The organism is Pedobacter roseus (genome assembly GCF_014395225.1).
Lineage (GTDB): Bacteria > Bacteroidota > Bacteroidia > Sphingobacteriales > Sphingobacteriaceae > Pedobacter > Pedobacter roseus.
In genome coordinates this window covers 3,628,498-3,655,415 of the sequence record NZ_CP060723.1, presented here as the reverse complement: position 1 = coordinate 3,655,415, position 26,918 = coordinate 3,628,498, and the positions used below count along the sequence as shown (strand labels likewise).

Sequence of the window (26,918 nt, the reverse complement as noted above, 5' to 3'; positions counted from 1 at the left end):
TTCATTACTTTAAATAACTTCCTGCTGGTTTGCATTTTCACGAGATCTTTCTAGCGATAAGTCTAAGGAGCCAGGTTTCAATATGCGATAAGGCGTTAATCAGATCATAGTTTAAATCAAATGAAATTCTCCCTGTAGTAAGTGCTGTTGGGGGAATTTTGGTTACACTGATTCTTTATTATAAATATTCCATATCTGGCGCAAGTCTCAACGCCCCCGGCCATGAGATCGATCTCTTTTCAGTTAGTAACGTCGAAAAAAGACAGATTTGTACTTAAGTCCAATTGCTCCGTCCTGTAAATTGAGTAGTCGTCAACTGTAGATATCAGTAATTTACAAACATTTTCAGCCAACCACATTTCAATATCTGTTTCGACTGTCCAGCCGAGTTTTAGAAATCCCTCACAAAGGATATAAGATTTGGTTGGTGACCAAAAAGCTTTAAATATATCGGTTAAATTATCAAATTCTAAGTCATAAAACTCGGCTTCATTTAATGTGAAAAATTGAAAGGCAATTGGGTTTGATATCCTAAATGCCGGTGCTTCTCCATTACCAGCTCCTAAAAGTATATCACCTATTCTGCCATCAAAATATTTTTCGTCTGGTGGTATGTTTTCAAGAAGCTGATATACGCCAATTCTTCTTGTTCCCTCATTTGAATCGACAAAACTATTTGTTGAGGGGCATTCAATAAAGCCTAGTAATTTGTGTTTATAAATATCTATCCCTGACATAATTTTTTATTGGCTGCTTTTATTAGCAAGCTCATTATACGATTTCTCATAGTCAATATATATGAACTTTAGTTTTGGAGGCATTAAATAAATCAAATCTTTCATCCTATCACCACATCCTCCTAATAATATCGACTCGCAATAGGATACCGTTAATGCATTTAGTAAGTCCGAAGTCATTAAGTCAATTTTTGATTCTTGAAAATTAAAGCATTTGGTGAGTTCAATTTTGTTATCTCTTTTTATTTGTTCTTTAGTATAATCTGCAAATATTTCCATACGCCAATGAATCATTTCGGTATCCTCTTTTAGGATTTCCGACTTTAGCGAAGGAAAAGCGATTATAAGTTCATCAAAATAGTGATCATTCGTCATCTTACTATATCTTTATTTGGGTAACTTCCACATCAACTCTTCTGACGCAAAGCCCGCGTTATGGTGACGTGGATGGTCTTATATAATAACCAAAGTAATTATCGGTCAGGTATTTTCTTTCTTCGTCATTTTTTGGTCCAGTGCTTGAAATGAAAATTTTATATGCTTGATAAGTTCCCCTCGCTGGCGCACGCGTTACGCGTGTGAAAATATTCCCTTGTGTCTTTTGGTACAAGTATAACCCTTAGAATTTAAAATCCCAGTAACTATATTTAAGTATTTCAGCTTTCATAAGATCGTTGTTAACTTGGCGAGTTGTAGTGATAATATTAAAATGCGCACGCGATACGCGTGCGCTAGCGACGGTCTCTATTTCATCTATCTCTTAAATAAAATATCAACCAAAAATTTTAATAAAATATATTTCCTTTCCCATCCATTTCTTATATTTAACTCAGTATATCCCGCAGTAAAACCATTATCCCAGCTATCCCATGGTAAATGGTTAATTCATCCCAAATTTTTATAGGAGTGCCAATTAACCTTAATATTTAATTAAAAACCATTTACTATGAGTTTAAGTAACAGGATTTCAACTGAAATCACCGCAGACCAATCAGAAGCTATTTCAGCTGCATTCGAGCAATTAAAAACTGCTTTAGCACCAGTTTTAGTCATTAATTTAACAGCTGCAGAGCGAAAATCAATGCTTAAAATGGGCGATAAAACCCTGGCTTTTGTAAACAAAACGCTCGAGTATGCCACGCAGAACCCAGCCCTGGTACCCAATTATATCAATTTGGCCGAAGCCAGAAAAGATAATAAACTGAGTTCCGATATCTATGGCATTTTCCAGCAGCTTAGTACCCTGCTGCGCGCCATGGAAGATACGGGCATGGTTGCCGGTGCCGAAGCTTACGAAGCCGCTTTGGTGATCTACCATTCTATAAAAGGGGCCAGCCGTTCCAATATTCCAGGGATCCAGGCCATTTGCGATGACCTGAAACAACGTTTCCCTGGCCGCGGAAAACATAATACTACACCGGAACAATAAGTTGATTTTTCGAAAAAGGCCTTTTATCACTATTTAAAAGTACCTCCGAAGACCAATTTGGTGTTCGGAGGTGCAAAAATGTCCTTCCGAAGTAGAACGAATAGCTTCGCTACTAGAAAAAGGTTGCTCGGAAGAGCAATAATGGTGTTCGGAGGTGCAAAAATGTCCTTCCGAAGTAGAACGAATAGCTTCGCTACTAGAAAAAGGTTGCTCGGAAGAGCAATAATGGTGTTTGGAGGTACAAAAATGTCCTTCCGAAGTACAAAGAATAGCTTCGCTGCTAGCAAAAGGTTGCTCGGAAGAGCAATAATGGTGTTCGGAGGTGCAAAAATGTCCTTCCGAAGTAGAACGAATAGCTTCGCTACTGGAAAAAGGTTGCTCGGAACAGCAATAATGGTGTTCGGAGGTATAAAAAGGTTGTTCCGAAGTAGAAAGAATAGTTTCGTTCGCTGGCGCACGCGTGCCGCGTATGCAATGTATGAATGCACACTTAGGATACCTGAAAGGATTGATCGATCTCCTCTTTACAAGAGAAATGCTTTCAATAGCGCAAGCGTGTAAAAAAAAGTAAAGAAATGAGTCGTAAATATAAATTCCATAATAAGGAAGGATTATACTTTGTGAGTTTTGCAACAGTATATTGGATAGATATTTTTACACGCTATATATACTGCGATATTATTGTAGATAGCCTGACTTACTGTAAGAAAAACCTGGGCCTGGAGCTTTATTGCTGGTGTATTATGCCAAGTCATATCCATTTAATATTTAGTGCAAAAAATAAAAATCCAGATATCTTATTAGGCAGAATAAAAGAATATACATCTAAACAAATTGTTAAAGCAATTAAAGAAAATAATCGGGAAAGTAGAAAAGAATGGTTGCTCTGGATGTTTAAACGGGCAGCTTCAAAAAGCAGCAATGTTAAGGAATATCAGTTCTGGCAGCATAACAATAAACCAATAGAATTATGGAGTACTGCAGTTATTGAGCAAAAGGCAGATTACCTGCATGATAATCCGGTTGTATCGGGTTTTGTTAACGAGGCCTGGCATTGGAAATATAGCAGCGCCATTGATTATAGCGGAGATAAAGGACTGATAGATTTGGAGGAATTGTAGTGGTGATTTAAAAAGGCACACGCGGGACGCGTGCGCTAGCGAGGGGGAGTTAGAAAGATCAATATGCTTTTCATCATTTAAATTTCATGTTATTGGGTACTAGTTGTTTGAATAAGATACAAATCCCTATTATCAGTAATTTCATTGCCATAACATTATTGTATTTATGCATTTACTTATTGGCAGATACAGCAAGTATATCAAAATATATTATACTTAGCCAATTACATAATTCCTCATTAATAATCTTAAAGAATACATCGTTCTCAATTATATCAATAGATCTAATATTACGTTGTCCCCCAACCGCAAAATGAAAATACCTATTTCTTAAATCAATAGCAAGCTTTAAAAGATGCTGATAACTGGTTGTAATCGAAACATTTTGGATTTGATTATCAATATTGTTATCTGTTAGAAACTGCTTGATAATCACAAAGTGGTTTTTGTTCAAATCGGGTGATAGTGTATTGAAATTAAAAATTAGTGGACTTTCTAGCAAGCTAGTGTCAAGCAGTTTTTTTACAAACTCGTCAAAAAAAGTAAGCTCACTCTTTGAACTATCGAAGAAATTCTTAAGCTTATTGAAGCTTCCATGATAATCCCTGGACAATGAGGCATATATCATAGGGAAACTATAAGACATATATTCTAATATCCTATACAAATGTAAAAATCCAACTGTGTAAGCACCTTTAGATTTCTTATAAAAGTAACATGAGAATTCCTCCAATAGATTAAGAAAAAAATCATTATTTAAGTATCTCGTGCGATGTAAATAGTCGCAAATATCATCGATGGATACTGTAGCCAAACACGTCGTTATAGGTCGTGTTGAAACTCTAGAATTTACTGTAGTTCCAAGATCAGAGTAGTTTACGAATTGATCAAAAACCTCTGTACTATATTTGTTCGTAACTTCGAGAGTTCCAACTAATAATCTTATAAGTTTGGCTTCGTTTCTTGTGTTAGATAGAACAAATTCAGGCCGCAAATATCTCAGAAACCTGTTTTCGATTGCTTCACTATATGTAAACGTTGACATTATAATACATTTTCATTCAACTTGTCCAAGAGATCAATTTCACCAAGACCATTTAAAACGTTATATTGCTCTATAAAAAAACTTGATAGGTTTCTTCTCTCTTTACTCAATTTTATGGTGGATAGGTTTAAAGCTTTGAAAGCCATTTCAAATACTTTAAAGGCATTTTCAACATTCGCAATTTCATCAGAGTTTACATAATCAAACGATTTCCTTATACCCACACTAAAGCCGATAATATTGTTTGTATTACTGAACCACTTCATCAAATATTCCGATGAAGAAAGGCGATTTATTAAAGTGATAACATCGTTGAATTGAATCTTATCTTCTGTTATCTTAGACGCAATTATTTTATTCGCCAATAACTCATCCATTTTGCTTTCGATAATCTTTTTATTATCTATAGCTGTACTTTTAGCTAGGAAAGCTAGGTAACTTTTTATGATATCCGATTTGTTAAAAGAATGTTCATATTTGCCCTTTTTTCCTTTTTCCTTCTCGGTACTAATAATGATATCGAGGTCTTTGAACTTATAGATATTTCCTAGAAGTATCTCAATCTGATGATTGGCAGACATTGGCTTCTGACCATTATTCAACGTTATCATCCTATACAACAGGTTGTCTGGCTTAAGACAAATAAGTATATTTAAGAATAGCGGTCTGCTATTATCGATTTTCTCAACATCATCTGATTGTTCTGAAGCTCTGTGCAATGTGTTTAACCTTTGAATGCCATCTAAAACAAACGCATTCGAGATATTTGAAGTTATATACGCCTCTGCATCTTTTATATTTGAAGGCAGTTTTCCCTTTTCTACGACTAGTGCCAACGTTATAGGCGGCATAACACAACCTTTTAATAAATCCAACCGAAGTCTATTGTAAAATGAAGGGTTTTGCAAATTGCGCTGAATATCTAACCGATCAATCAGGGGGTACAATACTTCTAATGCATATCCATAGTTTGTTTTAGCAGTTACAAACTTACTATCGATTACTTGATCATCATCTATGGAATTTATCTCTATTTTCATACTATTAAAATCAATGTTATTAAATTATAATTTAACATATCAATCGTAAATATAGCATGATTTAATATAATCTTAACTACGGAAATATAACAAATAATGTTCAAAGCATATTTAATTGAAACAAGTGAAAAAAAGTCTAAATGACAATTGAAATGCTTACCAAAAATTTTACTTTTACCACATCTAGCGCAACTCTTAGTGCCCCTGGCCAAAGTATTGGCCTGACTTGTGCTTAATAAATCAGTCAATTAAATATCTGCTAAGCACAAGCCATTCAGTCAACTAGCGTAAACGCTAAGACTTGCGCTAGTAATGGATGGTGGTAGTAGGTATTAGCTTTCCATTGTCATATAGTCCAGTTGTCCGTTCTCATCAGTATTTATTACTACCAAATAATTTGTTATATCCTTTCCAATTGAGTAGTCAAAAATGGCGAAGTTATCTTCATTATCAGGATAAAGACCAACTCTAACTAATTTCAATTTTGACAAAAGTTGCTTTTCGGGTTCTGTTATGGTGTCGGCAAAGTTTACAAGTTTTGTAAGGTCTTCTTTATCAACTTCCTCAAGATGGTGTTCTAAGTAAAATTTTACTGTGTCGCCATCTTCGTCATTATAGTCATTGAGAATATATGTCTTATTCAGGTTGTCAAATTTTTCTAATTTTTCAATGAAATTTTTTACTTTGCCCAGTATTAATGTGTCAACCGTCTGGTGTTCAAAGTTAAGGTCTACTTGAATTTCATTTCCATTTAATTCAATATCAACATCATAATATTCTTCTAAATTTTCTGTTGATAAGTTTCCGAAGTATGGTAAAGCGTATTCTGCCATTTTTATTATTAATTTATATTCACAAGATATTAATTTTCATTGAAAATGATATTCCGAAAAACTAATCAATTCTTAATATTTTGAAAACTCATTCTTTCAAACCTATTTCCTAATCCGTTCTGTTTTGTTAGTTTTGGGCTTTAAATTAAGAAATACAATGAACCATTGGTTAGTAAAATCAGAGCCTTTTAAATACAGTTGGGAAAAATTTAACGAAGATGGCCGTACCTTTTGGGATGGTGTGCGTAATTATCAGGCGAGGAATAACCTCAAAACCATGAAAGAAGGCGATTTAGTACTTTTTTACCACAGTAACGAAGGGAAAAACGTGGTGGGCATTGCTAAAGTGGTGAGGGAGTTTTACCAGGATCCAACCACCGATGATGCCAACTGGGTAGTGGTTGATTTATCGCCGGTAGAAAGCCTGAAAAATCCGGTATCTTTAGAGCAGATCAAAGCTGAACCAAGTTTAACAGATATCTCTTTAGTGCGCCAGGGCCGTTTATCGGTAATGCCACTAAAAGCTACTGAGTTTGATAAAATTCTGGAAATGGGAAGTTGATTAGTTTGGAGTTGGGAGTTTTCAGTTTGGAGTTTTCCCGCTAAGCGCCTAATGCTACGCACTAAAGTTTGGAGTTGGGCGTTTGGAGTTGGGAGTGGATTGATTGAATTTAGTCCGAAGTCTTGAGTCAGCAGTCTTTAGTCGATTTTAACAATTAACCGATTTTAACAATTAACCAGTTAACCAATTATTACAATTAACCGATTTAAACAGTTAACCGATTAACCAATCTAACCAACTAAACCGCTCTCCAATGAAAATTTTCTTTTTATCGCTCTGTTTTTTGATCAGTAACCTGTTTCTGAACAGCGTTAAAGCGCAGGAATTTATCAATTACCAGGTAAAAGTGGTTTCTGATTCTTTACCTGTTGTAAAAGGTACTTTAGAGAAAATTTCTCCTGAAGGTGTCGCTGTGAATGATGGTTATGGAAATTACATCATGCTCCGCGCTAAAAATATCATCAGCATCCGCTTAAAGAAAAAAGGCATCAACACTGGTAAAGGATTTCTAATCGGGACGCTTGCCGGCGCAGCTATTGGCTCTTTGGCATTTACAGATAGCAACAATGCATCTGGCAACGAGCAACTTGTGACGTTTTTGGCTGCTACCACTTTGGGGGCTGCAGTAGGTACAACCTATGGCCTCATTGCCGAACTAAAGGCTAAAAAAATGTTTTTGAACATCAATAAAGATGTAAAACTGTTTGCCACTGAGTATAAAAAATTGGAAATCTATTCCAAAGCTCACTATATTGATAAACGTTAAGCGCCAGGCTTATTTAGTCCAAAGTCCTGAGTCGGTAGTCTTTAGTCGGTTTACTGGTTTGAAGTTGGCCTCGGTTAACCGATTTAATCAATTAACCAATTAATACAATTAACCGATTAACCAGTTTATACAATTAACCAAATAAACTAATAACATGATAAAGTCTATCTACTTTACCCTCCTCTTTTTCTTCTCCCTAAGCTTTGCCATGGCGCAAAATGTGAAGCCCTATATTGCTGTGATTAAAACTGAAAAGGGTAAACAAAAGGGGATTTTATATAAGGTAGATTCGGCAAGCGTAATTTTAAATCATGATGGCGAATTTGTTACCGTTCCCTTAAACATTATTAAAACGGTACAGATCCGTACGATTAAAAAAGGTTATAAAGGGATGAACCTGATAAAAATAGGTACACAGGACCCCGATCAATACAAAATAGATGCCCGCGGAAAACTGGTAGATAAATGGGGCAAAGAAGCACCAACCTTAGAAGAGGAAGCTGGAATTACTTTTTTCTCTGTTATTTTTACCGCAATTGCCAATGCTGTTGCCTTGCCCATCCATGCCATTAACCCAAATGTCGCCAGGTTTAATCTCCATCAAAAAGAAGCCAGTAAAATAAACGAACTGAGTTATTATTCCATTTATTATCAGGCCAATCCAAATGTTTTGGCAGAATTGCAGCAGCTAAAATCCATTTCATCTACGATTAAGCATTAGGGAGTCCGAAGTCCTTAGTCTGAAGTCCAGAGTCTAATAAATCTATTTTAGTCCAAAGTTGCTAATCTATGGCTTCAGGCTATCAATCATGATCTATCAACCAATAAACCATTAACCAATTTGGCATGTAGCACCAACGCAATGACCAATGACCAATGAACCAATGAACTACTGAACCAATAAACTACTGAACTAACTTATTTCTATTGCTCAGCGTAATCCCCAGCGTCATTACTATGCTCGAGCCCAATACCACCAGGAACAAAAACGGTGTACCCACTTCCTGTATTTTTAGGGAGGCCGGCAGGTTAAAATAAAGTAAAATGCTGATCAGTCCGCGGGGGCGATGTATAAAATCGGGCCTAAATTATCCTTTTTGAATATTTTAAGGAAGAGCATCCTGATCAAGTATATCGTGATCAGAATGAAGAAGCCGTTGGCCAGTACAATCTTATTGTTCAGTTCGCCGATGTTCATTGTAAAACCGAAAATAACGAAAAAGAAGGTACGTAGAATAAAGGCACTTTCTGCCGATAACTGGTAAAGCTGCGATAAATCGGCTGTTAAATTTTTGTATAAAAAGATACTCCTGAACCAGGCATGCTGGATGGTATCGGCATTGTTCAGGAATAAACCTGTACTCAGGATCAGCACCAGCGAAGAGAGGTGGTAAGACTGACCGATGGCATAAACCAGGATGAGTATGGCGATAATCAGGAAAAACTTGATGTGGTGTACCAGCCTGCCCATAATATACAACAACACCACACAGGCAATGGCCGATAACAACAGGATGAGAAAGGTACTTAAGCCCAGGCCGATAAATGCGGAGGTATTAACCGAATGGTTGGTAATGGTGAAATTAAAAATGATGATACCCAGGATATCAGAGAAAGACGATTCGTAGATCACAAACTCTTTATCCTTATTGTTTAAGGCTGCGGCCGATGGAATGGCAATAGCCGAACTGATTACGCTAAAAGGAATGGCATTGGCAATACAGGTATATAAATCGTGGTGCGAAATCTGGTAAATGATGGTCGTAATTACGCTGATGGTGCCGAGCAAAATGGTTAAAGCTGAAAAAAAAGCACTTTTGATGATCTTGTTTTTATGCTGATCATATTTAAGTTCGAGGGAGCCCTCAAAAACAATTAAAATTAAACCTACTGTACCTAAAGTAGGGAGTATGGATAGAAAATTAAAAGTCTGTATTTTAAGATAATCGACCAGGAAACGCAAACCGATGCCCAATAAAAGCAGCAATAAAACCGATGGAACTTTGGTTTTACTGGCCACTAAATCAAACAGATAAGAAAAAATAACTAATCCGCTTAAAATAATAAGAATGGTATAAGTTGTCATATTTTTCAGCGTAGGTAAGCCGCTAAAATAAAACAATCAAGCGAAGCAAGAAGTAAATTATTGTAAAAATTATGCTTTAAAGAAAAGTGCTTTCAGCTCACTGGCATCGTCGGGGTTCATTTTTCCACCCAAAACCAGGCGCAATTGCCTGCGGCGAAGGGCTCCATCAAACAGATCAGTTTCTTCGGGTGTTTCTGGTATCAGCTCCGGTACGGGGATGGTCCGCGCACTCTGATCTACCGCAACAAAAGTATAATAAGCCTCGTTGCTTTTCTGGCGGGCACCACTTGGAATATTCTCTGCCCAAACATCCAAACGAACCTCTACGGAAGTATTAAATGCCCTGGTTACTTTAGCCTCAATGGTAATCACATCGCCCAGTTTAATAGGGTGCTTAAAAGAAACATTATCAACAGAAGCGGTAACCACAATGCGGTTACAGTGTTTTTGAGCAGAAATAGCAGCCGCAATATCCATCCAGTGCAGCAAACGGCCACCCATCAGGTTATTTAAGGTATTGGTATCATTTGGCAGTACCAACTCGTTCATGATGGTAAAACTTTCTTTGGCGAATTTCTTTTTAGGGCTCATTTGAACGCAAAAGTAACAAAAATGTATGTTAAATCTCATCCTAAATGGATTCTGATAGATTTTAATGGGATTTGCTGATGATCTGAACTATTATGGAGATTGTAATTTTTGCGTAAGGAGTAAAATCAGCGGGCATCATGCAAAAAACAATTCAATGCGAATCCTGTTGTCATAAAAAATTAAGTTAATGCAGAACCAGACACTGATCCAATTTTTTCATTGGTACTATAACGAAGCGCAAAATTTATGGACAAAAGTGGCTTCCGAAGCCACTCATTTAAAAGAAATAGGGATTACAGCAGTTTGGCTTCCGCCGGCTTATAAATCGAACAACGCCGCTTACGATGTGGGTTATGCCACTTATGATTTATTCGATTTGGGTGAATTTGACCAAAAGGGAGGCGTAAATACCAAATATGGCGCTAAAGACGAATATATTAAGGCCATTGAAGCCCTGCATGAAAATGGTGTAAATGCTTTGGCCGATATCGTTTTTAACCATAAGGCCGGTGGCGATGAAGTGGAAAAGGTGAAGGTGAGAACAGTAAACCCTGATAACAGAAATGAATTTACGAGTGATGTTTTTGAAATAGAAGCCTGGACAAAGTTTACCTTCCCGGGGCGACAAGGCAAATATTCTGAATTTATCTGGGACCACAATTGTTTTAGCGGGGTAGACTGGGCCGAAGACCTTAAGAAATCGGCCATTTATTCTATCCAGAATAATGTAGGTGAAGGGTTTGAAGAAGTTCCTTCTACCGAGCTCGGCAATTACGATTACCTGATGTTTAATGATATTGATTACCGCAATCGTGCCGTAGTAGAAGAATTAAAATATTGGGGCGAATGGGTGGTAGAAACCACTAAGGTGGATGGTTTTAGGTTAGATGCGGTAAAACATATTAACCCGGGTTTTATAACGGAATGGATTGACCATTTGAACCAGAAATTTAACCGCGAGTTTTTTATCGTGGCCGAAGATTGGAATGTGGTAGATATAGAAGGACAACTGGAATATATTGAGCTTACGGGAGGTCGTACCCAAATATTTGATTCGCTCTTACACCATAATTTTTTTACGGCCAGTAAGGATGAGCGTTTCGATATGCAAACCATTTTTAATGATACTTTGGTGCAGGTGAAGCCGGAACTGGCGGTTACTTTTGTGGATAACCATGATTCGCAACCTTTACAAGCGTTGGAATCTTATGTCGATTTTTGGTTCAGGCCCTTGGCTTATGCCATGATTTTATTGCGTTTACAGGGCATTCCTTGTTTGTTTTTCCCTGATCTGTATGGCGGCATTTACGATGATCAGGATCAGGAAGGAAATCAGGTTCATGTTGAATTGGTAGCGATCCCGGCGGTAGAAACCATGAGTAAAATCCGTAGCGCCCTGGCTTATGGTGAGCAACGCGATTATTTTGATCATGGCAATTGTGTGGGCTGGACGAGGGAAGGGGATGAGGAACATGAAAACAGCGGACTTGCGGTATTGTTAAGTACAGGCGAAGAAGGATATAAAAAAATGGAAATCGGCAAACGTTTCGCCGGAAAAACCTTTGTTGATGCGCTAGGCTATAGAGAGCAGGAAGTAGTTATAGATGAAAACGGCTGGGCTGAATTTCATTGCAATGCGGGCAGTGTATCGGTTTGGGTGTTGAAAGTGGGGTAGGAGCTTTTGTCTAATCCGTGGTCTGTGTCACAGAATTTTATGTGGAGGGCGTCATGTCGAGTTTTATTTTCTTGCCCTGGTGCACTGTCTTGCCTCGGCTCGCCGCCGCCGATGGGCTCTTTCTTTTTGGTGTCAAAAAGAAACAAAAAACACCGGCTGAAAATTTTTCTTTCGAAGCCAGTGGGGTGGCTTGATCAGTGGAGTCCGAAAAATTTATTAGGCCGGATTTAAGTAAAACGTGGATACTGTGGCAAGGCCTAGCTGGACGGAAATATATAGAGCAAACAAGATGCTCAATCCTTGGTCTGTATCCTCATAAACCATTTATAATAATTTTGGATATTACGCGGTGTTCTGTGGGGACACAGAACATGGTTATCGGATCTTAATTGGTGTTTAATGGAGATGAATTCTCTAGAGGTATCGTCATTCCCAACTTGATTGGGAATCTTAATGCAATAAGCCATAAGATTGACTGAGCAATAGTGATCACTGCCTGAGTCTGTCTTGTAGGTACAATTAATTATAATATTCTTCTACCCTCAATCCCGGCCAGCAATGACGACCACACTAACGAACTATGTATTATGTAGATTATTGGCGTCAGCACGGAAATGTCTAATAGTAGCACTGCCCTGAATTAAATAAACCTGATCGGAACGAACATCCCGATTTTGATCCGATCAAATTGGCCGTGAACTTACATCGGGATAAAGTGCAGAGCAGGACTACCAGAACCGAAGCTCTAGAAACCTGCTTTCCAAATCATTTTAGTTTTGAACCTTTATGAGGGATATTTTACGCAGTGTTCTATAGGAACCAACCTAAGGATATGGGATTTAAACGAGATGAATTGTTTCGTAGTATCGTCATTCCCAACTCGATTGGGAATCTTAATGCAATGAGCTTTAAGATTCCCGCCTGCGCGGGAATGACGAAACCCTAATCGAATTTGTAAATAGAATCAGATTCCAGGCTAACCGGGAATTAAAATTGCTCAGCTAAATATTAATATTTAATTGGTTACAAAAAATTATCCTCAGCCCTGTATGCTGAAATAACCGCCAGTTCTCCTTCTTTTCCGGTTTTAGAATTGCCATGTTCCATGCCCATTACGCCTTTGTAACCTTTGGCATGTAAATGTTTAAACAGGTTTTTATAATTGATTTCTCCGGTTGTTGGTTCTTTCCGGCCCGGGTTATCGCCAATCTGAATGTAGGCAATTTCATCCCAGCAGCGATCGATGGTTTTAATTAAATCGCCTTCGGTGCGCTGCATGTGGTAAATATCGTACAGAATTTTGCATGAAGGACTTTTAACGGCCTTGCAAACCGCATAAGTTTCGTTTGTTTTTTGGAGGAAAAGTTCTGGTGTATCACTCAAAGTTTCCAGCACCATAATCAATCCTTGAGGCTCGAAAATCTCTGCACCGGCACGCATGGCATCAATTACGTTGGCAAACTGGTTGCCATAAGGTAAATTACGCTCATAAAAACCTGGCACCACGGTAAGCCATTTGGCGTTGCAACGTTTGGCCGCTTCAACCGATTTTTTACAGGTTTCGATAAACTTATCTTTAAACTCTTTTTTGCCTGTAGTTAAAGAAGTCTTCCAGTTATCGCCCCCGTCTACCACGAAAACACCCATGCGCATGCCCAGTTTCGTCAGTAAATTGCCGATTTTTTCCTGTTCTTCAACAGAGCGATTGAGATAACCGTTATCTTCTATGGAACGGAAACCCTTATCGTACATGAACCGGATCTGATCTAAAAAGCTTTTGCCAGCATGGTTTTGGAACATGCCCTGGTGCGGTGCATAATCAAGGTTAAAAGTTTTATCGCTTAATTTATCATTTGGTTTCTCTGCAGCAAAAGTATTGGTCAATCCTCCGCCTGTGGTAATAGCACCAGCAGCAAGGAGGCTGTTTCTTATAAATTCACTTCTTTTCATCGCTTAGGTTTTAGGCTATTGGTGTGTAATTAATTTTTTAAATCCTGTAGTTAGCGTATCGGCTACTTTGCCATCTTTTTGGTGGTACACAAAATAAGCTTCGAGGTTTTTCCGGCTTTCTACAAAGGCAATGGCCTCTTTAAGGTGCATGGCCATTAAAGCATTATCATACCCATCGGCAGTAATGGCATCGTTGGCATAAACGGTAACGCTGATCATCTCATTATCTAAAGGATAACCTGTTTTAGGATCGATCAGGTGGGAGATTTTCTTCTTTCCGCTTTGATGAAATTTCCGGTAGTTGCCCGAAGTGGTAATGGCTCCGGAGTTAATTGCGGCAATATGCCTGATTATGGGCGTACCATCTTTATCAGGACCTTCGATGCCGATTTTCATGGTTTCGCCATTGGGTTTTGGTCCAGATATCCTGATTTCGCCACCCAGCTCGGCCACATATTGTTTAATTCCTTTTTGTTCAAGATAAGCAGCAATTAAATCGACGCTGTAACCTTGTGCAATTCCATTTAAATCGATATGTACGCATGGTTTTGATTTACTGAGCCATCCATCTTTTAATTTCAGGTTTTTCATGCCCACGCAGCTGAGGATCGATTTGATGGTAGCCGGATCGGGTTCTGATTTTTCCTCTTTCGGCCCAAAGCCCCAGGCCTGAACCAAAGGTGCTACGGTGATGTCGAAAATGCCTTTCGTATCTGCATTGATCTCAAAACTTCTTTTAAGCACATCGTTCATAAAACGATCGGTTTTGATCTCTTTTTTGGCAGCGTTAAACTGATTTATCAATGTTCCCTTTTTGTAAAGCGACATCGATAAATCAATTTCATTTAATAAACTGTCTATGCCCTGTTTGGTGGCCAAACTATCGGTGGCATAATACATTATAGCGTAATCGGTTCCCTGTGCATAACCGTTAATTTTGTATTGCCGGATTTCTTTTTTCAAAGAAAAAGCCAGAATCAACGGTAGCAGGAGAAATAAAAATCTATAACGCATCTTTAAATTTAAAGCACTTTTGCCTGTCCTGGCATGGCGATAGGGTATAAACCGTTTGCATCGGGCATTAAGCGTGGATTGGCATCCCATGCAAAACGCTCAGGCAATAAACTGTTGTTGGCGGCCAATGCTTCATCCCACTTAATGGTTTGACCAGAGTAGGTGGCGTAACGGCCAATAATAGCAGAGAACGTGCTGGTTGCTGCGTAATCTACATTACTAAATTTATACTCTCCTTTAGAAACCGCATCGAAAAGCTCATCGTGTTCGGTTTGGTAAGGGTTGGCATTTCCTTTGGTATTGTGGTTATACAGCTCTTTGCCGCTATAATCTTTCATAATGGCCTGGTTGCTTCCTGAGAGATATATTTTACCTTTTGTGCCTTGGAATGATTCATCTACACGGTTGCTGATGCCTTCAAAATGCCTGCACTGACTGTTAATTACCGCACCATCGGCATAAGTTAATTCGATAGAGTGGTTATCGTAAATTTCGCCATAATCTTTTCCGGTTCTCCAGGCACGGCTTCCTGTTCCCTGTACCGAAACCGGGTGTGCATTTTTGATCCAGTTGGCAATATCGATATTGTGTACGTGCTGTTCTACAATGTGGTCGCCGCATAACCAGTTGAAATAATACCAGTTTCTCATTTGGTATTCCATTTCGGTTTGGTTTGCTTTGCGCGGACGAACCCAAACGCCGCCACTGTTCCAATATACCTGTCCCGACATGATGTCGCCAATGGCCCCATCGTTAATGCGTTTCATCGATTCGCGGTAATTGGTCTGGTAACGTCTTTGTAAACCCACTACCACGTTTAATTTTTTCTTTTTGGCTTCTTCGGCAGCGGCCAATACCTTTCTGATCCCCGGCGCATCAACGGCAACAGGTTTTTCCATAAAAATCTGTTTATTTTGTTTTACCGCTTCTTCGAAATGGATAGGACGGAAGCCAGGAGGAGTGGTTAACAGCACTACATCAGCCAATGGAATGGCTTTTAGGTAAGCATCAAAACCTACAAACTGGCGTTCTTTCGGAACATCTATTTTTGCGCCAAATTTTGAGCTTAAAGATTGGTAACTGCTATCCAAACGATCTTGAAAAGCATCGGCCATGGCTACCAGTTTAATATTGAATTTGGTGCTTAAAGCCTGGAAAGCTGCTCCTGTACCACGGTCGCCACAGCCAATTAAAGCTATTTTAATGGTGTCTGATCCGGATGCATAAGCTCCGGCCAATGGAATGCTGCTTAACATGGCGCCGCCTGCAAGCATGGCTGTTGCTTTTAAAAAATCGCGACGATCTTGTTGGTTAATTGGTTTTTTCATGTGTTTAGTTTTTGGTTTTAAAAGTCTTTTATAGGTTGTTTGTTGTAATAAGCATCTATTTCTTCCTTTGAGGGCGTTTTAGCTGGTCGTACTAAACGCATGCCTACAAATGGTGCTTCCGGGAACCACCAATTGCTTTTCGGAATCTGTGGATCCAACTGTTTCCATGATGGATCGGATGCCAGCCTAACCGTTGAAGTTAAATTGCCGGGTATTTCATCATAAGAGCCACCACGCACGGCATTCGGATAAAGTTTTTCGGGTTGGGCTACCGGATTTTCGCTGGTTTTATCTTTACCCTGGTTATAAAAATCGGCCAGGTATTGGTCGTAGGTCCACTCGCTAACATTTCCGTGCATATCGAACAAACCCCAGGCATTTGGTTTTTTTAATCCCACCTGATGGGTTTTGTTGCTGCTGTTGTCTTTATACCAGGCATAATCGCCGAGTTTAGCTTCATCGTTGCCAAAAGAATAATTGGTTTCTGTACCGGCTTTACAGGCATATTCCCATTCGGCTTCTGTTGGTAAGCGATAAAATACTCCGGTACGCACATACAACCATTTACAAAACTGTATGGCATTATATTGGGTCATGGCTACTGCGGGTTGGTGTTCTTTGCCCATCCCGAAGGTCATGTCCAGATAGGGTTTTGTAGGGCGGGTTACAGCATCAACTTCGGAAGGTATAGCGCCTTCACTGGCTTTTTTTTCGTAATCGCGGTAAAGAAAACGTTCAAAAATATCCCAGGTTACCTCATGTTTTCCGATCCAGAAAGCATCGAGTTTAACTTCATGTACAGGTTGTTCGTCAGGTTTGCCTGCTTTGCTGCCCATTTTAAATTTACCTGCCGGAATGGCCTGCATATCGAATTTTAATTTGGTTCCGTTGATGGATTGGGTGTACGAACCGGTTGGGTTTTGCGCAAAAATATGCACGCAGGGACTGAAGATTAATGCAGCGGCAATTAATTTTTTAAACATAATTTTTGGTTAGAAAGAATATTTTCTAAGTTTTATCTGGTCACTTTCTGAAACACTAAAGTAAATAACCACATTTAAAACAAAGAAAATTAATGTAACAATAAAGGTAGGTATTGTAACATTAAAAGTCAAACTGACAATTAATATTGCTTGAAGAAAAGCGCTTATCTTCTGTCGGTTACCTTATTGCTTAAATTGGTGAAACCGATCAAGGTATCCCAGCGGGCACCAGGACGGCGGTAGTAAACAAAGATCTGATAACTGTTTTCTGTTTGAAAGAATGCGCCTTCGAAAAACCGGGTTTCCATTACTTTGGTATCTTTATTAAACCAGGCATATTCATAGTCGTATAGGCCTTGTTTGAGCAATACATTACCATAAAATTGCTTTCTGTTGGCATCATAAAGGAGTTTGTTTTCGTTGCTCATGGTGTAATTGTTAAAGCGGCCCACCACGTAGGTATCTCCGTTTGCGCTGGGGGCAGGAGCATTTAGCGTAAACAGCACGCCCATGTATTCTGATTCTGTTTTATCGTCGCGACCATCGGTATTGCGGATAAAAAAGTTTCCGTTTTCGTCATACTGGTTGGCAAAAGCGCCAACAGCTCTCGATGCATCCTGAAAAAGCATTACGTTTACCGACTCGTTATCGCGGTAAATATCTTTAACATTATCGGCTTTGTACCTTAAACTACGGGTATCAAATTTCCTGAATTCGTTGTCTCCCCAAAAATCGTTGGTGTTAAGGTCGTTATAAACCAATTGGTTTGGTCGTACAAATGATGGCTTTGTATTCAGCTGACTGGTATTGGGATTGAAATTCTGCATCACCACCGCTTTTAAGTCCTGATAAGGGTTTTGGATCGGAAAAGTATGGTTAATGGTGAAATTGATTTTCTGTTTGTAATTTCTGTTTTCGACCTGTAGCGAGTTGGTAACTTCTGCTGCCACGGCCACCTGACTATCTAGCACATAAAAACGTTGCGAAATCACAGGTTTATTTTTGTCGCCATCAAGGTAAACTTTTAACACATAATTGCCGCCAATTTTAGGCTGGATCTGTGTGTTGGGTAAGCTGATTTCGTAATGTGTATATTTTCGGGTGGTATTGGATGAATAACGGTAATTCAGGATGCGGTCGTCATTAAAACTACCTAAATAATCAATGCTCGAAATCTGCGAAGGTTGCCATTCTGCATTACAGTGCTCAACGGTGTACCAATAGTTTTGGGTTCCGGCGAGCAGGTCATCAAAAGAAAAAGTAATGGTTTCTGATGAGTTGAGCATAATTACCGGTATGCTCTGTTCCTTATTGCTGTTGTAGCAAAGCACTGTTTTAATATTTGGAAGATAAATTTTATTCTCGTTGGTGAAAGTGTTGGCATTTTGCGCAAAAGCCAGGGTAGAGATGAAAAATAAAACCGGAATTAATATTTTCTGCATGGTTAAAAGTAAAGTTTTATTGGGAAGTGGCAAAGTCTGTTGTTAAGTTTAGCCACGGATGCGCGGATTAAAACGGAGGATTTTGCAGGGTGTCGTCATTCCGACCGTTTCCGAGGGATCTGTCTAAGAAGGAAATAATTGTCAAAAATGCAGTGATTTTTCTGCTCACCGGAACCTTGAATACGCTGTAATGCTGAGGCACGAAGCATCTGCAACCTATGAAACAGATGCTTCGTACCTCAGCATGACATAACCAAATATTAATCTCCGTGGCAAAAAAATGCAAAATAAAAAAGCCGTCCCGATTTTACATCGGGACGGCTTTATATCTATATTAACTTAAGTTAACCTTCCAGCTCCATAATTTCAGCCGCCAGCGTTTCCCATTTAGTCTGATTTTGATCCAGATCGGCCTTAACAGCTAAATAACGTTTGTTGGTTTCTGCCAGTTTATCGGCTTTACCATAAACATTCTCATCCGCCAGTTCTGCTTCAATATTTTTAACATTTTGCTCCAGCTCTGCAATTTGTTTTTCTGTTTTTTGAAGCTCGTCATTCAGTTTTTTCAACTGGTTGGCGGTATTAGGTGTAACCGGTTTTGGTGCTTCCTTTTGTTTTTCCGGCATTTTAACCGGGATAGGTTTAGCCACAGGAATGATGCGTTTGCTGTTCCACTCCTCATATTCGGCATAAGTACCAGGATATTGTTTGATTTTTTCGCCTTCGATAAACCAGATTTTGTTGGCCACATTATCCAGGAAATACCTATCGTGTGATACCGCAATAAAAGTACCTTCAAATTGTTGTAAAGCCTGGATCAGGATATTAACTGATTGGATATCCAGGTGATTGGTTGGCTCATCCAGAATCAGGAAGTTCGAATCTGTTGTTAATGATTTCGCCAGTGCCACACGCGATTTTTCACCACCTGAAAGCACTTTGATTTTTTTGAAAACATCATCACCTGTAAACAGGAAACAGCCTAAAATACTACGCAATTCGGTATCGCTATGTTTTGGCGCAAAAGCCTGTAACTCCTCTAAAATAGAATTGCTTAAGTGTAGTGATTCCAGTTGGTGCTGTGCAAAGAAAGTAGTGGTAACATTATGACCTGTTTCGCAAAAACCCTCAAATTTTTCGGCACCTGCAATCATCCTCAATAGCGTAGATTTACCTTTACCGTTTGCCCCGATCAAGGCAATTTTATCGCCTTTTTCGATTACACCTTCTGCATCATCTAAAATGTGTACGTTCGGATAGCTTTTAGTGGCGTGTTCAATACGCACCACATGCCTGCCTGATGGTTTAGAGAATTTAAAGGCGAAGTTTACTGTTGGATTATCATCATCCACATCATCAACGCGCTCCATTTTATCTAAAGCTTTCATACGCGATTGCGCCATTTTTGCCTTCGAAGCCTTGGCTTTGAAACGCTCTATCAAACGTTCTTCCTGTTTGATTTTAGCCTGTTGGTTTTTAAATTCGCCTTTCTGAATTTCTCCCCGTAAAGCCTTTTCTTCTACATAGAAGCTATAGTTACCCGCATAAACGTTCAACTTGCCTTTACGCGATTCGACCGTACGGTTTACAATTTTATCTAAGAAATACCTGTCGTGAGATACAATCACAATGGCCCCTTCAAAACCCATTAAATAGTTTTCCAGCCACTTAATAGAGGGTAAATCCATGTGGTTGGTAGGCTCATCCAGTAATAGAATATCTGGTGTTTGCAATAAGATCTTCGCCAGCATTACCCGCATACGCCAACCTCCGGAGAATGTATTTAACGGGCGCAGCTGATCAGCTGTGCTAAAACCCAAACCGGCCAGGATTTCGTTTGCCCTATATTCGATGTTATAACCGTCTAAAGCTTCAAATTCCTGTTGTTTATCGCTCAGTTTAAATAAAACCTCCTCGCTATAATCAGTTTCGATTTTTTTTAGCAGTTCTTCAATTTCATCGTGCAGTTGGTTTTGGCGCTCAAAAGCCTCCATGGCCACATGCAAAATGCTATGGTGCGATTCGTAAGAAAGTAAATCCTGGTTCAGGTAACCTATTTTAAGGTCTTTCGACATCGAAACAGTACCCGAACTCGGCGCATACTCGCCAACTATTATTTTTAAAAGTGTTGATTTTCCTGTCCCGTTGGCGCCGATTAAGCCTGCTCTGTCGCCGGGTTTAATGTGCCAGTTCGCGTCATCATACAAGGCCCTCGAGCCGATCAGGAATGTTAAATTATTTATTGAAATCATTTCGGCTGCAAAAGTACGAAATTTAAAGGCTTTTTTCAGATGGAAAGTCAAATAGCAAAACACTGTGTCCTAAACGCAGCGAAGAATCGTTTATTAAAAATTGCAAAATAAATTTTGATTTCAATAAAACCTTCTTACTTTTGTACTGTAATAAAAATAGTTACAGAATGAGCAGCAGCCGGTTTCCAGTCTCTTTACACATCTTAACCTTATTAAATGAGGCGAAAGGCACTATGGTGAGTTCAGAATATCTGGCCGGAAGTATTAACATTAATCCTGTTTTAGTACGTAAAGAAATCATAAATTTACGTAAACATGGTTTTGTAGAAAGTAAAGAAGGAAAAGGTGGGGGATCGTTTCTGGCACGGGCTGCGGCAGACATTAATCTGGGTGAGGTTTACCGTGCGGTTAGGAATAATAATGTTTTGGGGCAGAGCAAAAATGAACCGAATCCAAAATGCCCGATTGGCAGACAGATCAATCAGCATTTAGATTCACTTTACAGCGATGCAGAAAATGCTTTGATAGAGAATTTGTCGAAGCAGACATTGGCAGATTTCGCATCAAAGTTTAAATAAAATTTTTTTGTTTAAAACTGTAATAAAAATTATTACAATTTAACATAGATTAATAAATTAAAAATTGAATAACATGAAAGTAGCATTAATTGGAGCATCAGGCTTTGTGGGTAAAGCCATCTTAAACGAACTGGTAAACCGTGGAAATGAAGTAACTGCCATTGCACGTGATACTGCGAAAATTGAAAACAGTGATAGCAGCGTAAATAAAGTTGCAGCTGATGTATTGGATACAGAAAAACTGGCTGAAGCTTTAAAAGGTGCTGATGCAGTGGTAAGTGCATTTAATGCCGGCTGGACTAATCCGAATTTATATAACGATACGGTGCAAGGTGCAGAGGCTATACAGAAAGCGGTAAAAGCAGCAGGTGTTAAACGTTATATTTTTATTGGCGGGGCAGGTACTTTGCAGATTGACGGGCACCAGATTGTAGATGGACCAAATTTTCCGGCAGAATATAAACCAGGAGCAACTGCAGTAAGAGATTACTTTAATACCTTAAAACAGGAAAAAGAATTGGATTGGTTGTTTTTTAGTCCGGCGATTGAAATGCACCAGGGGATTACCACCGGCCGCACAGGCAAATACCGCTTAGGTAAAACCAGTCCGGTTTTTAACGAAGAAGGCCGTTCTATTTTATCTGTTGAAGATTTAGCCATCGTAATTGCTGATGAGCTTGAAAATAACGCGCACCACCAGGAGCAGTTTACGGCAGCGTACTAGATAGGTTTGTTCATTGGTTGATGGGCGGGTTGCCTAGGGTTGATGGTCTGATAGTTCATGGTTGATGGCCGAGTTGCCTAGGGTTGATGGTTTGATAGTTCATGGTTAATAGTTTTATTGTTCATGGTCGATAGCACGCTGGGTTATACCTCATGGCTATCAAACCATCGCCCATGAACCATCAACCTAAATTTGAAGGTAAGAGCTATCAAACCATCAACCCATCAACATTTAACCTTTTTTCCATAATTACCATTAAGTTCTTATCTTCGTGGCATGTATCGCCTTATTAAACCAATATTCTTCAAATTTGACCCTGAAAACGTACATTATTTTGTAGTTAAGCGGTTAAAGTGGTTTAATGACAAGTTTCCTTTGGGTAAAACCATTATCAGGAGCAGCTTTGATGTTCATATTAAAGGATTAGAACGCGAAGTTTTCGGCATAAAATTTAGGAATCCTGTTGGTTTAGCTGCCGGATTTGATAAAAACGGCGAATATGTGGAGCCATTAAGTAATTTAGGTTTTGGCTTTATCGAAGTAGGTACAGTAACGCCAATGCCACAACCAGGCAACGATAAACCCCGTATGTTCCGCTTGCCTAATGATGAAGCGCTGATTAACCGGATGGGCTTTAACAATAAAGGGGTAGATGTAATGGCGGAGCGTTTACGTTTGCTAAAAGATAAACATCCTGACATTGTGGTGGGTGGAAACATCGGAAAAAACAAGGCTACGCCAAATGAAGATGCGGTAAGCGACTATATTAAATGTTTCGACCGTTTGTTTGATGTGGTAGATTATTTTGTGGTGAATGTAAGTTCGCCAAATACCCCGGGCTTACGCGAGCTTCAGGAGAAAGAGCCGCTTAAAAAAATTCTTAATACCTTACAGCAACGCAATCGTAAAAACGATATTTCGCGTCCGATTTTATTAAAAATAGCGCCCGATTTAACTGATGCACAATTGGATGATATCATCGAAATTGTTGCTGAAACCAAAATTGCAGGTATTATTGCTACCAATACCACCATCAGCAGGGAAAATCTGGCTACTGAGAAAGATTTGAAAGCACAAACGGGAGGCTTAAGCGGTAAACCTGTTAAAGAACGTTCTACAGAAGTAATCCGATATCTTTCTGAGAAATCGAACAAAGCATTCCCTATTATCGGTGTGGGTGGAATTCATTCGGCTAAAGATGCCAAAGAAAAATTAGATGCTGGGGCTTCTTTAGTGCAGTTATATACTGGCTTTATTTATGAAGGACCGGGATTGATCAAAAGTATATGTAAAGAATTGGTTTAGTTTTTAGAACCTATTTATTTTTAGTGCATTTTTGTCACACTGAGCATAGTCGAAGTGCTTTTTAACAAATGCTTATTCCATCTATGTTGATAAACTGGAAGCATTGTACCCAAACCTGTTTTTAAAAGCAAAAGAAAAGTGAGACAGATCTTCAAAACCAAGATCAAGGTAAATTTCTGAAGGTTTGTGCTTTTTGTTCTCAATCAGGAAATGTGCTTCGCGCAAACGTTTCTGGAGGAGCCAGTGGCCGGGCGTATCGTTAAATATCTTTTTAAAATCCCTTTTAAAAGCTGAAATACTACGGCCTGTTAAAAATGCCAATCGATTATTACTGACATTGAATTTATAGTTTTTGTTCATAAAGGCTTCGAGGTCTATTTTTCCGGGGATTCCGAAATCGAAAAAAATATCTGCATAGCGCGGATTGCTTTTTAGGATGACATTTAGCAGTTCCTCTCTTCTAAGATCTGAATGATCTACATCGATTTTTCCACCACTTTGGTAATACGGACTAATGGTTTTTAGAAAATCAGCAATGAAGCCACTTTTTTTTGGTTTTAAAAATACATTTTCTGAGCTGAATCCGGTCAGTTTTGGCTGATGTTTATCCTTAAATTTCCTCAAAAAAACCTCATCAAAAATAACCACCACTTTTTCGAATTGATTGGCTTCTTTTTGTTTATTGTAACGGGCTAAATGATTTTTTCTTACTATGCAGCTTTCGCCAGGTGCAAGGTTATAGCGTTTATTTCCATCATAGCCCTGTATGTTACCTTTTATCAGGTATAAAAAGAAGTGTTCGGCAATAAACTGCTCAGGCGAAATGGCTGGGCCGATGTAACAGGATTTGATTTTATCTACTCTAGTAAACATTTAATCTCCGTTTTTATTTAATTCCGCGCCACCATTGCTTAAACAGCTGCTTTCTATGATCAAGATATACAATTTCTCCAATCATCGGAGTAAGTAAAGGAATATGGTTTGCTTTGGTGAGTTCATAAATTTTGATCAAAGGTTCGTCCCATGGATGTTTGCCCAAGGTAAATTTAGAGGAATGGACTGGTAAAACACTTTTGGCTTTTAAATCTTTTGCCGCCTGCAGCACATCTTCGGGTAAGTTATGTACCGAACGCCAGGCTTTATCGTATTGACCGTTTTCGATAATAGCCAAATCAATCGGGCCAAATTTTTTACCCGCCTCGGCATAATGGTTATCATAACCGCCATCTCCACTGTAGTATATTTTCATGGATGGAGATTGGATGATGTAAGACATCCAAAGTGTTTTTGCACTACGCAAGCCTCGACCAGATTCGTGGTGGGTAGGGGCGGTGTAAATGGTATAATTCGAGTCTATGTTAATTTGCTCGTTCCAGTCTTTTTCGATCAATTTTTCTTCCGGATAACCCCAATATTCGAAATGTGCGCCTACACCCAGCCCGCAGATCACGTGTTTTACCTTATCTCTTAGCGCTACCACCGTTTGGTAATCCAGGTGATCATAATGATCATGCGAAATGATCAAGTAATCAATTGTAGGAATATCCGCTGCGGTGTAAATATTACTCCCTTCATAGGCTTTTGGGCCCCATGGCAATGGCGACGCACGTTCGCTGAAGACAGGGTCAATCAAAATCCTTTTGCCATCCAACTGGATAAAACATGAGGAATGACCAAACCATACCAGTACATTCGAGTCTAAAGGTATGTTGAAGAGGTTTGTTTTGATAGAAGGAATATGATCTACAGGACTTGTTCTGGGGTGGCTTTTAAATAATGTGGAATAAATTTCCCCTGCGATACTATAGCCTTCCGAAATGGTTGGTTTTTCAATCTGGTTATGGAATTGTCCATTTTTGTAATGAGATGATTTTTCTATCCTTGTCAATCTTTCTCCTGCAGGTTCAGCACCAAATTGCGGTTGCCGCATATAAAAAAAGGTGACAACAGCTAAAATCGCTATGATAATAAGCAAAGAAAGAAATGTGTTTTTTATTATTTTAAAAAAACGACGCATTTTTGCTTTCATTATTTTGCAGCCAGTATCTTGATGTCGGCAATTTCTAAAACCTGCTTCTGATAGCCTTTTTGTACCGCATTGATCATCGCCTGACCAACTTGCTTAAGGGTTAATGATATTTTCGGCAATAGGATAGGGAAAAGCCATATCACAGGTTTAAATAGTGCTTTTACATTTTTTTGCGCTTTAAATGGTTTCATAAATCCAGGACGGAAATTGTACTGCGCTTTAAATGGTAGTTTCATTAAGGCATTTTCGGTTTTGCCTTTTATGCGCGCCCACATAATTTTCCCTTTTTCGGTACTATCCGTATGTCCGCCAGAGACAAAGTTGAAAACCATACCCGGGTTCCATTTTATCAATTGTTCGGCAAATGCCATGGTGGTTTCGTAAGTGATGTAGTTGTATTTTTCTTCGTTCATGCCTACAGAACTGATTCCCGCACAATAAAAACAGGCATCGTAAGCTGCTAACCGGTTTTCAAAAGTTTCCAGTTTGGTAAAGTCCTTAACAATTAACTCTTTTAATTTAGGGTGCTGAAAATCGTAATGCCTGCGGTTTACAATCAATACTTCTTTTACAACCGGGTTTTCTAAACATTCGAACAAAACCCCTTCGCCAACCATTCCGGTGGCTCCTGTGATAATTACCTTCATTTGATGATGTAAATTGGTTACCGACTAATTAATATACAATTACGGCTTTTATCAGGTTAAAACAAATTATTTTTTGATTACCTGATTATAAAAGACAAAGATCGATTTTAAAAGTAAATTGTGCTTTGTTGAAAAGTCCAATTTTAATTTGTTGAAAGGCTCAGAGGGAATTTGGTATAAGGTTTAAATAAATATCTAGAAGGGTATGTTTTATTTCTTAATGTTGGCTGTTAATTGTTGCCAGGATAACATGATGGAAATTAATACCATTAAGGAGTTAAGAAAATTAAGGGGAGATAAGTCTTAATGTTTTTAACTTCTTAATGGTCAGAAGATACTATGTAAACTATGGTCGTAGCAGGGCGCTACGACTAGGATAGGAAGCCACAACTATAAAAGGGATCTGTTACCAAAAATCGGGGCATAAAAAAAGCATCCTTTGATCAGAAGGATGCTTTAAAAATTTTTAGTTCTAAAAACTATTTTGCCAAAGCAGCTAAAACAGCATTGTTTTTAGCTAATTGATCGTTTTTAGGTTGTGCAGAACGGCTACCTAACTCGATGTTAGTTGCTCTCTTTAAAAATGCTACCTCTTGGTGAGCTGTATTTTTATTTCTTCTGTCTTTTCTTTTTAATCTGGTAACTGCCATGGTAATAACCTTTTTATTATTTTATTTGTACAAATGGAGGTCGAGAGCGGATTCGAACCGCTGTAGAAGGTTTTGCAGACCTCTGCCTAGCCACTCGGCCACTCGACCCTTAAATTCAAGGCTGCAAAAAT

The 26,918-nt window shown here is 38.8% G+C and carries 26 protein-coding genes and 1 tRNA gene; 9 read left to right on the top strand and 18 right to left on the bottom strand.

The genetic code is table 11. The annotated features are described in order from the left end of the window. Positions 1-239: 239 nt before the first annotated feature. Both H9L23_RS15085 and H9L23_RS15080 read right to left on the bottom strand, forming a co-directional pair. On the bottom strand, positions 240-737 hold the full coding sequence (locus H9L23_RS15085; RefSeq protein WP_187591191.1) for a hypothetical protein: 498 nt from the start codon (positions 735-737) through the stop codon (positions 240-242). Between the two features lie 6 nt (positions 738-743). Beyond that, complete coding sequence (locus tag H9L23_RS15080) at positions 744-1,112, bottom strand: DUF7674 family protein (RefSeq protein WP_187591190.1); 369 nt, start codon at positions 1,110-1,112, stop codon at positions 744-746. Positions 1,113-1,683: 571 nt separating this feature from the next. Here H9L23_RS15080 and H9L23_RS15075 point away from each other — a divergent pair. Together H9L23_RS15075 and H9L23_RS15070 are read left to right on the top strand one after the other, a co-directional pair. Further along, entirely contained in the window at positions 1,684-2,166 is a 483-nt protein-coding gene (locus tag H9L23_RS15075; protein WP_187591189.1) for a hypothetical protein, read from the top strand. Positions 2,167-2,741: 575 nt separating this feature from the next. Beyond that, positions 2,742-3,287 (top strand): REP-associated tyrosine transposase, encoded by a 546-nt coding sequence (locus tag H9L23_RS15070; protein WP_187591188.1) that lies wholly within the window; start codon positions 2,742-2,744, stop codon positions 3,285-3,287. A 172-nt stretch (positions 3,288-3,459) separates the two neighbouring features. On the opposite strand, the gene H9L23_RS15065 is transcribed toward H9L23_RS15070, so the two are convergent. The 3 genes from H9L23_RS15065 to H9L23_RS15055 all read right to left on the bottom strand — a co-directional run bounded on the left by H9L23_RS15065 (position 3,460) and on the right by H9L23_RS15055 (position 6,205). Beyond that, on the bottom strand, positions 3,460-3,915 hold the full coding sequence (locus H9L23_RS15065; protein WP_187591187.1) for a hypothetical protein: 456 nt from the start codon (positions 3,913-3,915) through the stop codon (positions 3,460-3,462). 416 nt (positions 3,916-4,331) lie between these two features. Then, entirely contained in the window at positions 4,332-5,372 is a 1,041-nt protein-coding gene (locus H9L23_RS15060) for a hypothetical protein (RefSeq protein ID WP_187591186.1), read from the bottom strand. Positions 5,373-5,704: 332 nt separating this feature from the next. After that, the gene (locus tag H9L23_RS15055) at positions 5,705-6,205 is read right to left on the bottom strand and encodes a DUF2004 domain-containing protein (RefSeq protein WP_187591185.1); all 501 of its coding nucleotides are present in this window, start codon (positions 6,203-6,205) and stop codon (positions 5,705-5,707) included. Between the two features lie 157 nt (positions 6,206-6,362). Here H9L23_RS15055 and H9L23_RS15050 point away from each other — a divergent pair, with 157 nt between their 5' ends. The 3 genes from H9L23_RS15050 (at position 6,363) to H9L23_RS15040 (ending at position 8,254) form a co-directional block, all read left to right on the top strand. Then, the gene (locus H9L23_RS15050; protein ID WP_187591184.1) at positions 6,363-6,767 is read left to right on the top strand and encodes an EVE domain-containing protein; all 405 of its coding nucleotides are present in this window, start codon (positions 6,363-6,365) and stop codon (positions 6,765-6,767) included. 253 nt (positions 6,768-7,020) lie between these two features. Next, positions 7,021-7,533 carry a hypothetical protein gene (locus H9L23_RS15045; RefSeq protein ID WP_187591183.1) on the top strand — a complete coding sequence of 171 codons (513 nt, stop codon included), beginning with the start codon at positions 7,021-7,023 and terminating at the stop codon, positions 7,531-7,533. A 154-nt stretch (positions 7,534-7,687) separates the two neighbouring features. Then, positions 7,688-8,254, top strand: a complete 567-nt coding sequence (locus H9L23_RS15040) for a hypothetical protein (RefSeq protein WP_187591182.1) — start codon at positions 7,688-7,690, stop codon at positions 8,252-8,254. A gap of 330 nt (positions 8,255-8,584) precedes the next feature. Here the strand turns inward: H9L23_RS15040 and H9L23_RS15035 are convergent, their stop codons facing one another. Both H9L23_RS15035 and H9L23_RS15030 read right to left on the bottom strand, forming a co-directional pair. Next, the gene (locus tag H9L23_RS15035; protein ID WP_246474702.1) at positions 8,585-9,619 is read right to left on the bottom strand and encodes a cation:proton antiporter; all 1,035 of its coding nucleotides are present in this window, start codon (positions 9,617-9,619) and stop codon (positions 8,585-8,587) included. Positions 9,620-9,688: 69 nt separating this feature from the next. Beyond that, a complete protein-coding gene (locus H9L23_RS15030; RefSeq protein ID WP_187591181.1) occupies positions 9,689-10,210 on the bottom strand; it encodes an acyl-CoA thioesterase in 522 nt (173 codons plus the stop codon). A 187-nt stretch (positions 10,211-10,397) separates the two neighbouring features. On the opposite strand from H9L23_RS15030, the gene H9L23_RS15025 reads away from it, so the two are divergent. Further along, positions 10,398-11,885 carry an alpha-amylase gene (locus H9L23_RS15025; protein ID WP_187591180.1) on the top strand — a complete coding sequence of 496 codons (1,488 nt, stop codon included), beginning with the start codon at positions 10,398-10,400 and terminating at the stop codon, positions 11,883-11,885. A 1,023-nt stretch (positions 11,886-12,908) separates the two neighbouring features. On the opposite strand, the gene H9L23_RS15020 is transcribed toward H9L23_RS15025, so the two are convergent. The 6 genes from H9L23_RS15020 to H9L23_RS14995 all read right to left on the bottom strand — a co-directional run bounded on the left by H9L23_RS15020 (position 12,909) and on the right by H9L23_RS14995 (position 20,854). Beyond that, complete coding sequence (locus tag H9L23_RS15020) at positions 12,909-13,835, bottom strand: hydroxypyruvate isomerase family protein (protein ID WP_187591179.1); 927 nt, start codon at positions 13,833-13,835, stop codon at positions 12,909-12,911. Positions 13,836-13,850: 15 nt separating this feature from the next. Then, entirely contained in the window at positions 13,851-14,798 is a 948-nt protein-coding gene (locus tag H9L23_RS15015) for an FAD:protein FMN transferase (protein ID WP_246474701.1), read from the bottom strand. 59 nt (positions 14,799-14,857) lie between these two features. Continuing rightward, positions 14,858-16,177 carry a Gfo/Idh/MocA family oxidoreductase gene (locus H9L23_RS15010; protein ID WP_187591177.1) on the bottom strand — a complete coding sequence of 440 codons (1,320 nt, stop codon included), beginning with the start codon at positions 16,175-16,177 and terminating at the stop codon, positions 14,858-14,860. Positions 16,178-16,194: 17 nt separating this feature from the next. Beyond that, the gene (locus tag H9L23_RS15005; protein WP_187591176.1) at positions 16,195-17,160 is read right to left on the bottom strand and encodes a formylglycine-generating enzyme family protein; all 966 of its coding nucleotides are present in this window, start codon (positions 17,158-17,160) and stop codon (positions 16,195-16,197) included. A gap of 164 nt (positions 17,161-17,324) precedes the next feature. Further along, positions 17,325-18,602: a type IX secretion system plug protein gene (locus H9L23_RS15000; RefSeq protein ID WP_187591175.1), complete on the bottom strand. Its 1,278-nt coding sequence runs from the start codon at positions 18,600-18,602 to the stop codon at positions 17,325-17,327. 344 nt (positions 18,603-18,946) lie between these two features. Then, a complete protein-coding gene (locus tag H9L23_RS14995) occupies positions 18,947-20,854 on the bottom strand; it encodes an ABC-F family ATP-binding cassette domain-containing protein (protein WP_187591174.1) in 1,908 nt (635 codons plus the stop codon). A 167-nt stretch (positions 20,855-21,021) separates the two neighbouring features. On the opposite strand from H9L23_RS14995, the gene H9L23_RS14990 reads away from it, so the two are divergent. From H9L23_RS14990 to H9L23_RS14980, 3 genes are all read left to right on the top strand, one after another. After that, positions 21,022-21,432: an Rrf2 family transcriptional regulator gene (locus H9L23_RS14990; protein WP_187591173.1), complete on the top strand. Its 411-nt coding sequence runs from the start codon at positions 21,022-21,024 to the stop codon at positions 21,430-21,432. Positions 21,433-21,505: 73 nt separating this feature from the next. Then, positions 21,506-22,156 (top strand): NAD(P)-dependent oxidoreductase, encoded by a 651-nt coding sequence (locus tag H9L23_RS14985; RefSeq protein WP_187591172.1) that lies wholly within the window; start codon positions 21,506-21,508, stop codon positions 22,154-22,156. 276 nt (positions 22,157-22,432) lie between these two features. Beyond that, positions 22,433-23,461: a quinone-dependent dihydroorotate dehydrogenase gene (locus H9L23_RS14980; protein ID WP_187591171.1), complete on the top strand. Its 1,029-nt coding sequence runs from the start codon at positions 22,433-22,435 to the stop codon at positions 23,459-23,461. Between the two features lie 81 nt (positions 23,462-23,542). Here H9L23_RS14980 and H9L23_RS14975 read toward each other — a convergent pair whose 3' ends face one another. The 5 genes from H9L23_RS14975 to H9L23_RS14955 form a co-directional block, all read right to left on the bottom strand. Next, on the bottom strand, positions 23,543-24,334 hold the full coding sequence (locus H9L23_RS14975; protein ID WP_187591170.1) for a helix-turn-helix domain-containing protein: 792 nt from the start codon (positions 24,332-24,334) through the stop codon (positions 23,543-23,545). A gap of 13 nt (positions 24,335-24,347) precedes the next feature. Then, the gene (locus H9L23_RS14970) at positions 24,348-25,391 is read right to left on the bottom strand and encodes an MBL fold metallo-hydrolase (protein WP_246474700.1); all 1,044 of its coding nucleotides are present in this window, start codon (positions 25,389-25,391) and stop codon (positions 24,348-24,350) included. Positions 25,392-25,489: 98 nt separating this feature from the next. After that, complete coding sequence (locus H9L23_RS14965; RefSeq protein ID WP_187591169.1) at positions 25,490-26,137, bottom strand: NAD-dependent epimerase/dehydratase family protein; 648 nt, start codon at positions 26,135-26,137, stop codon at positions 25,490-25,492. 479 nt (positions 26,138-26,616) lie between these two features. Beyond that, positions 26,617-26,787 (bottom strand): hypothetical protein, encoded by a 171-nt coding sequence (locus H9L23_RS14960; RefSeq protein ID WP_029275070.1) that lies wholly within the window; start codon positions 26,785-26,787, stop codon positions 26,617-26,619. Between the two features lie 34 nt (positions 26,788-26,821). Further along, positions 26,822-26,895: transfer RNA gene (locus H9L23_RS14955), tRNA-Cys, on the bottom strand. Positions 26,896-26,918: the final 23 nt, after the last annotated feature.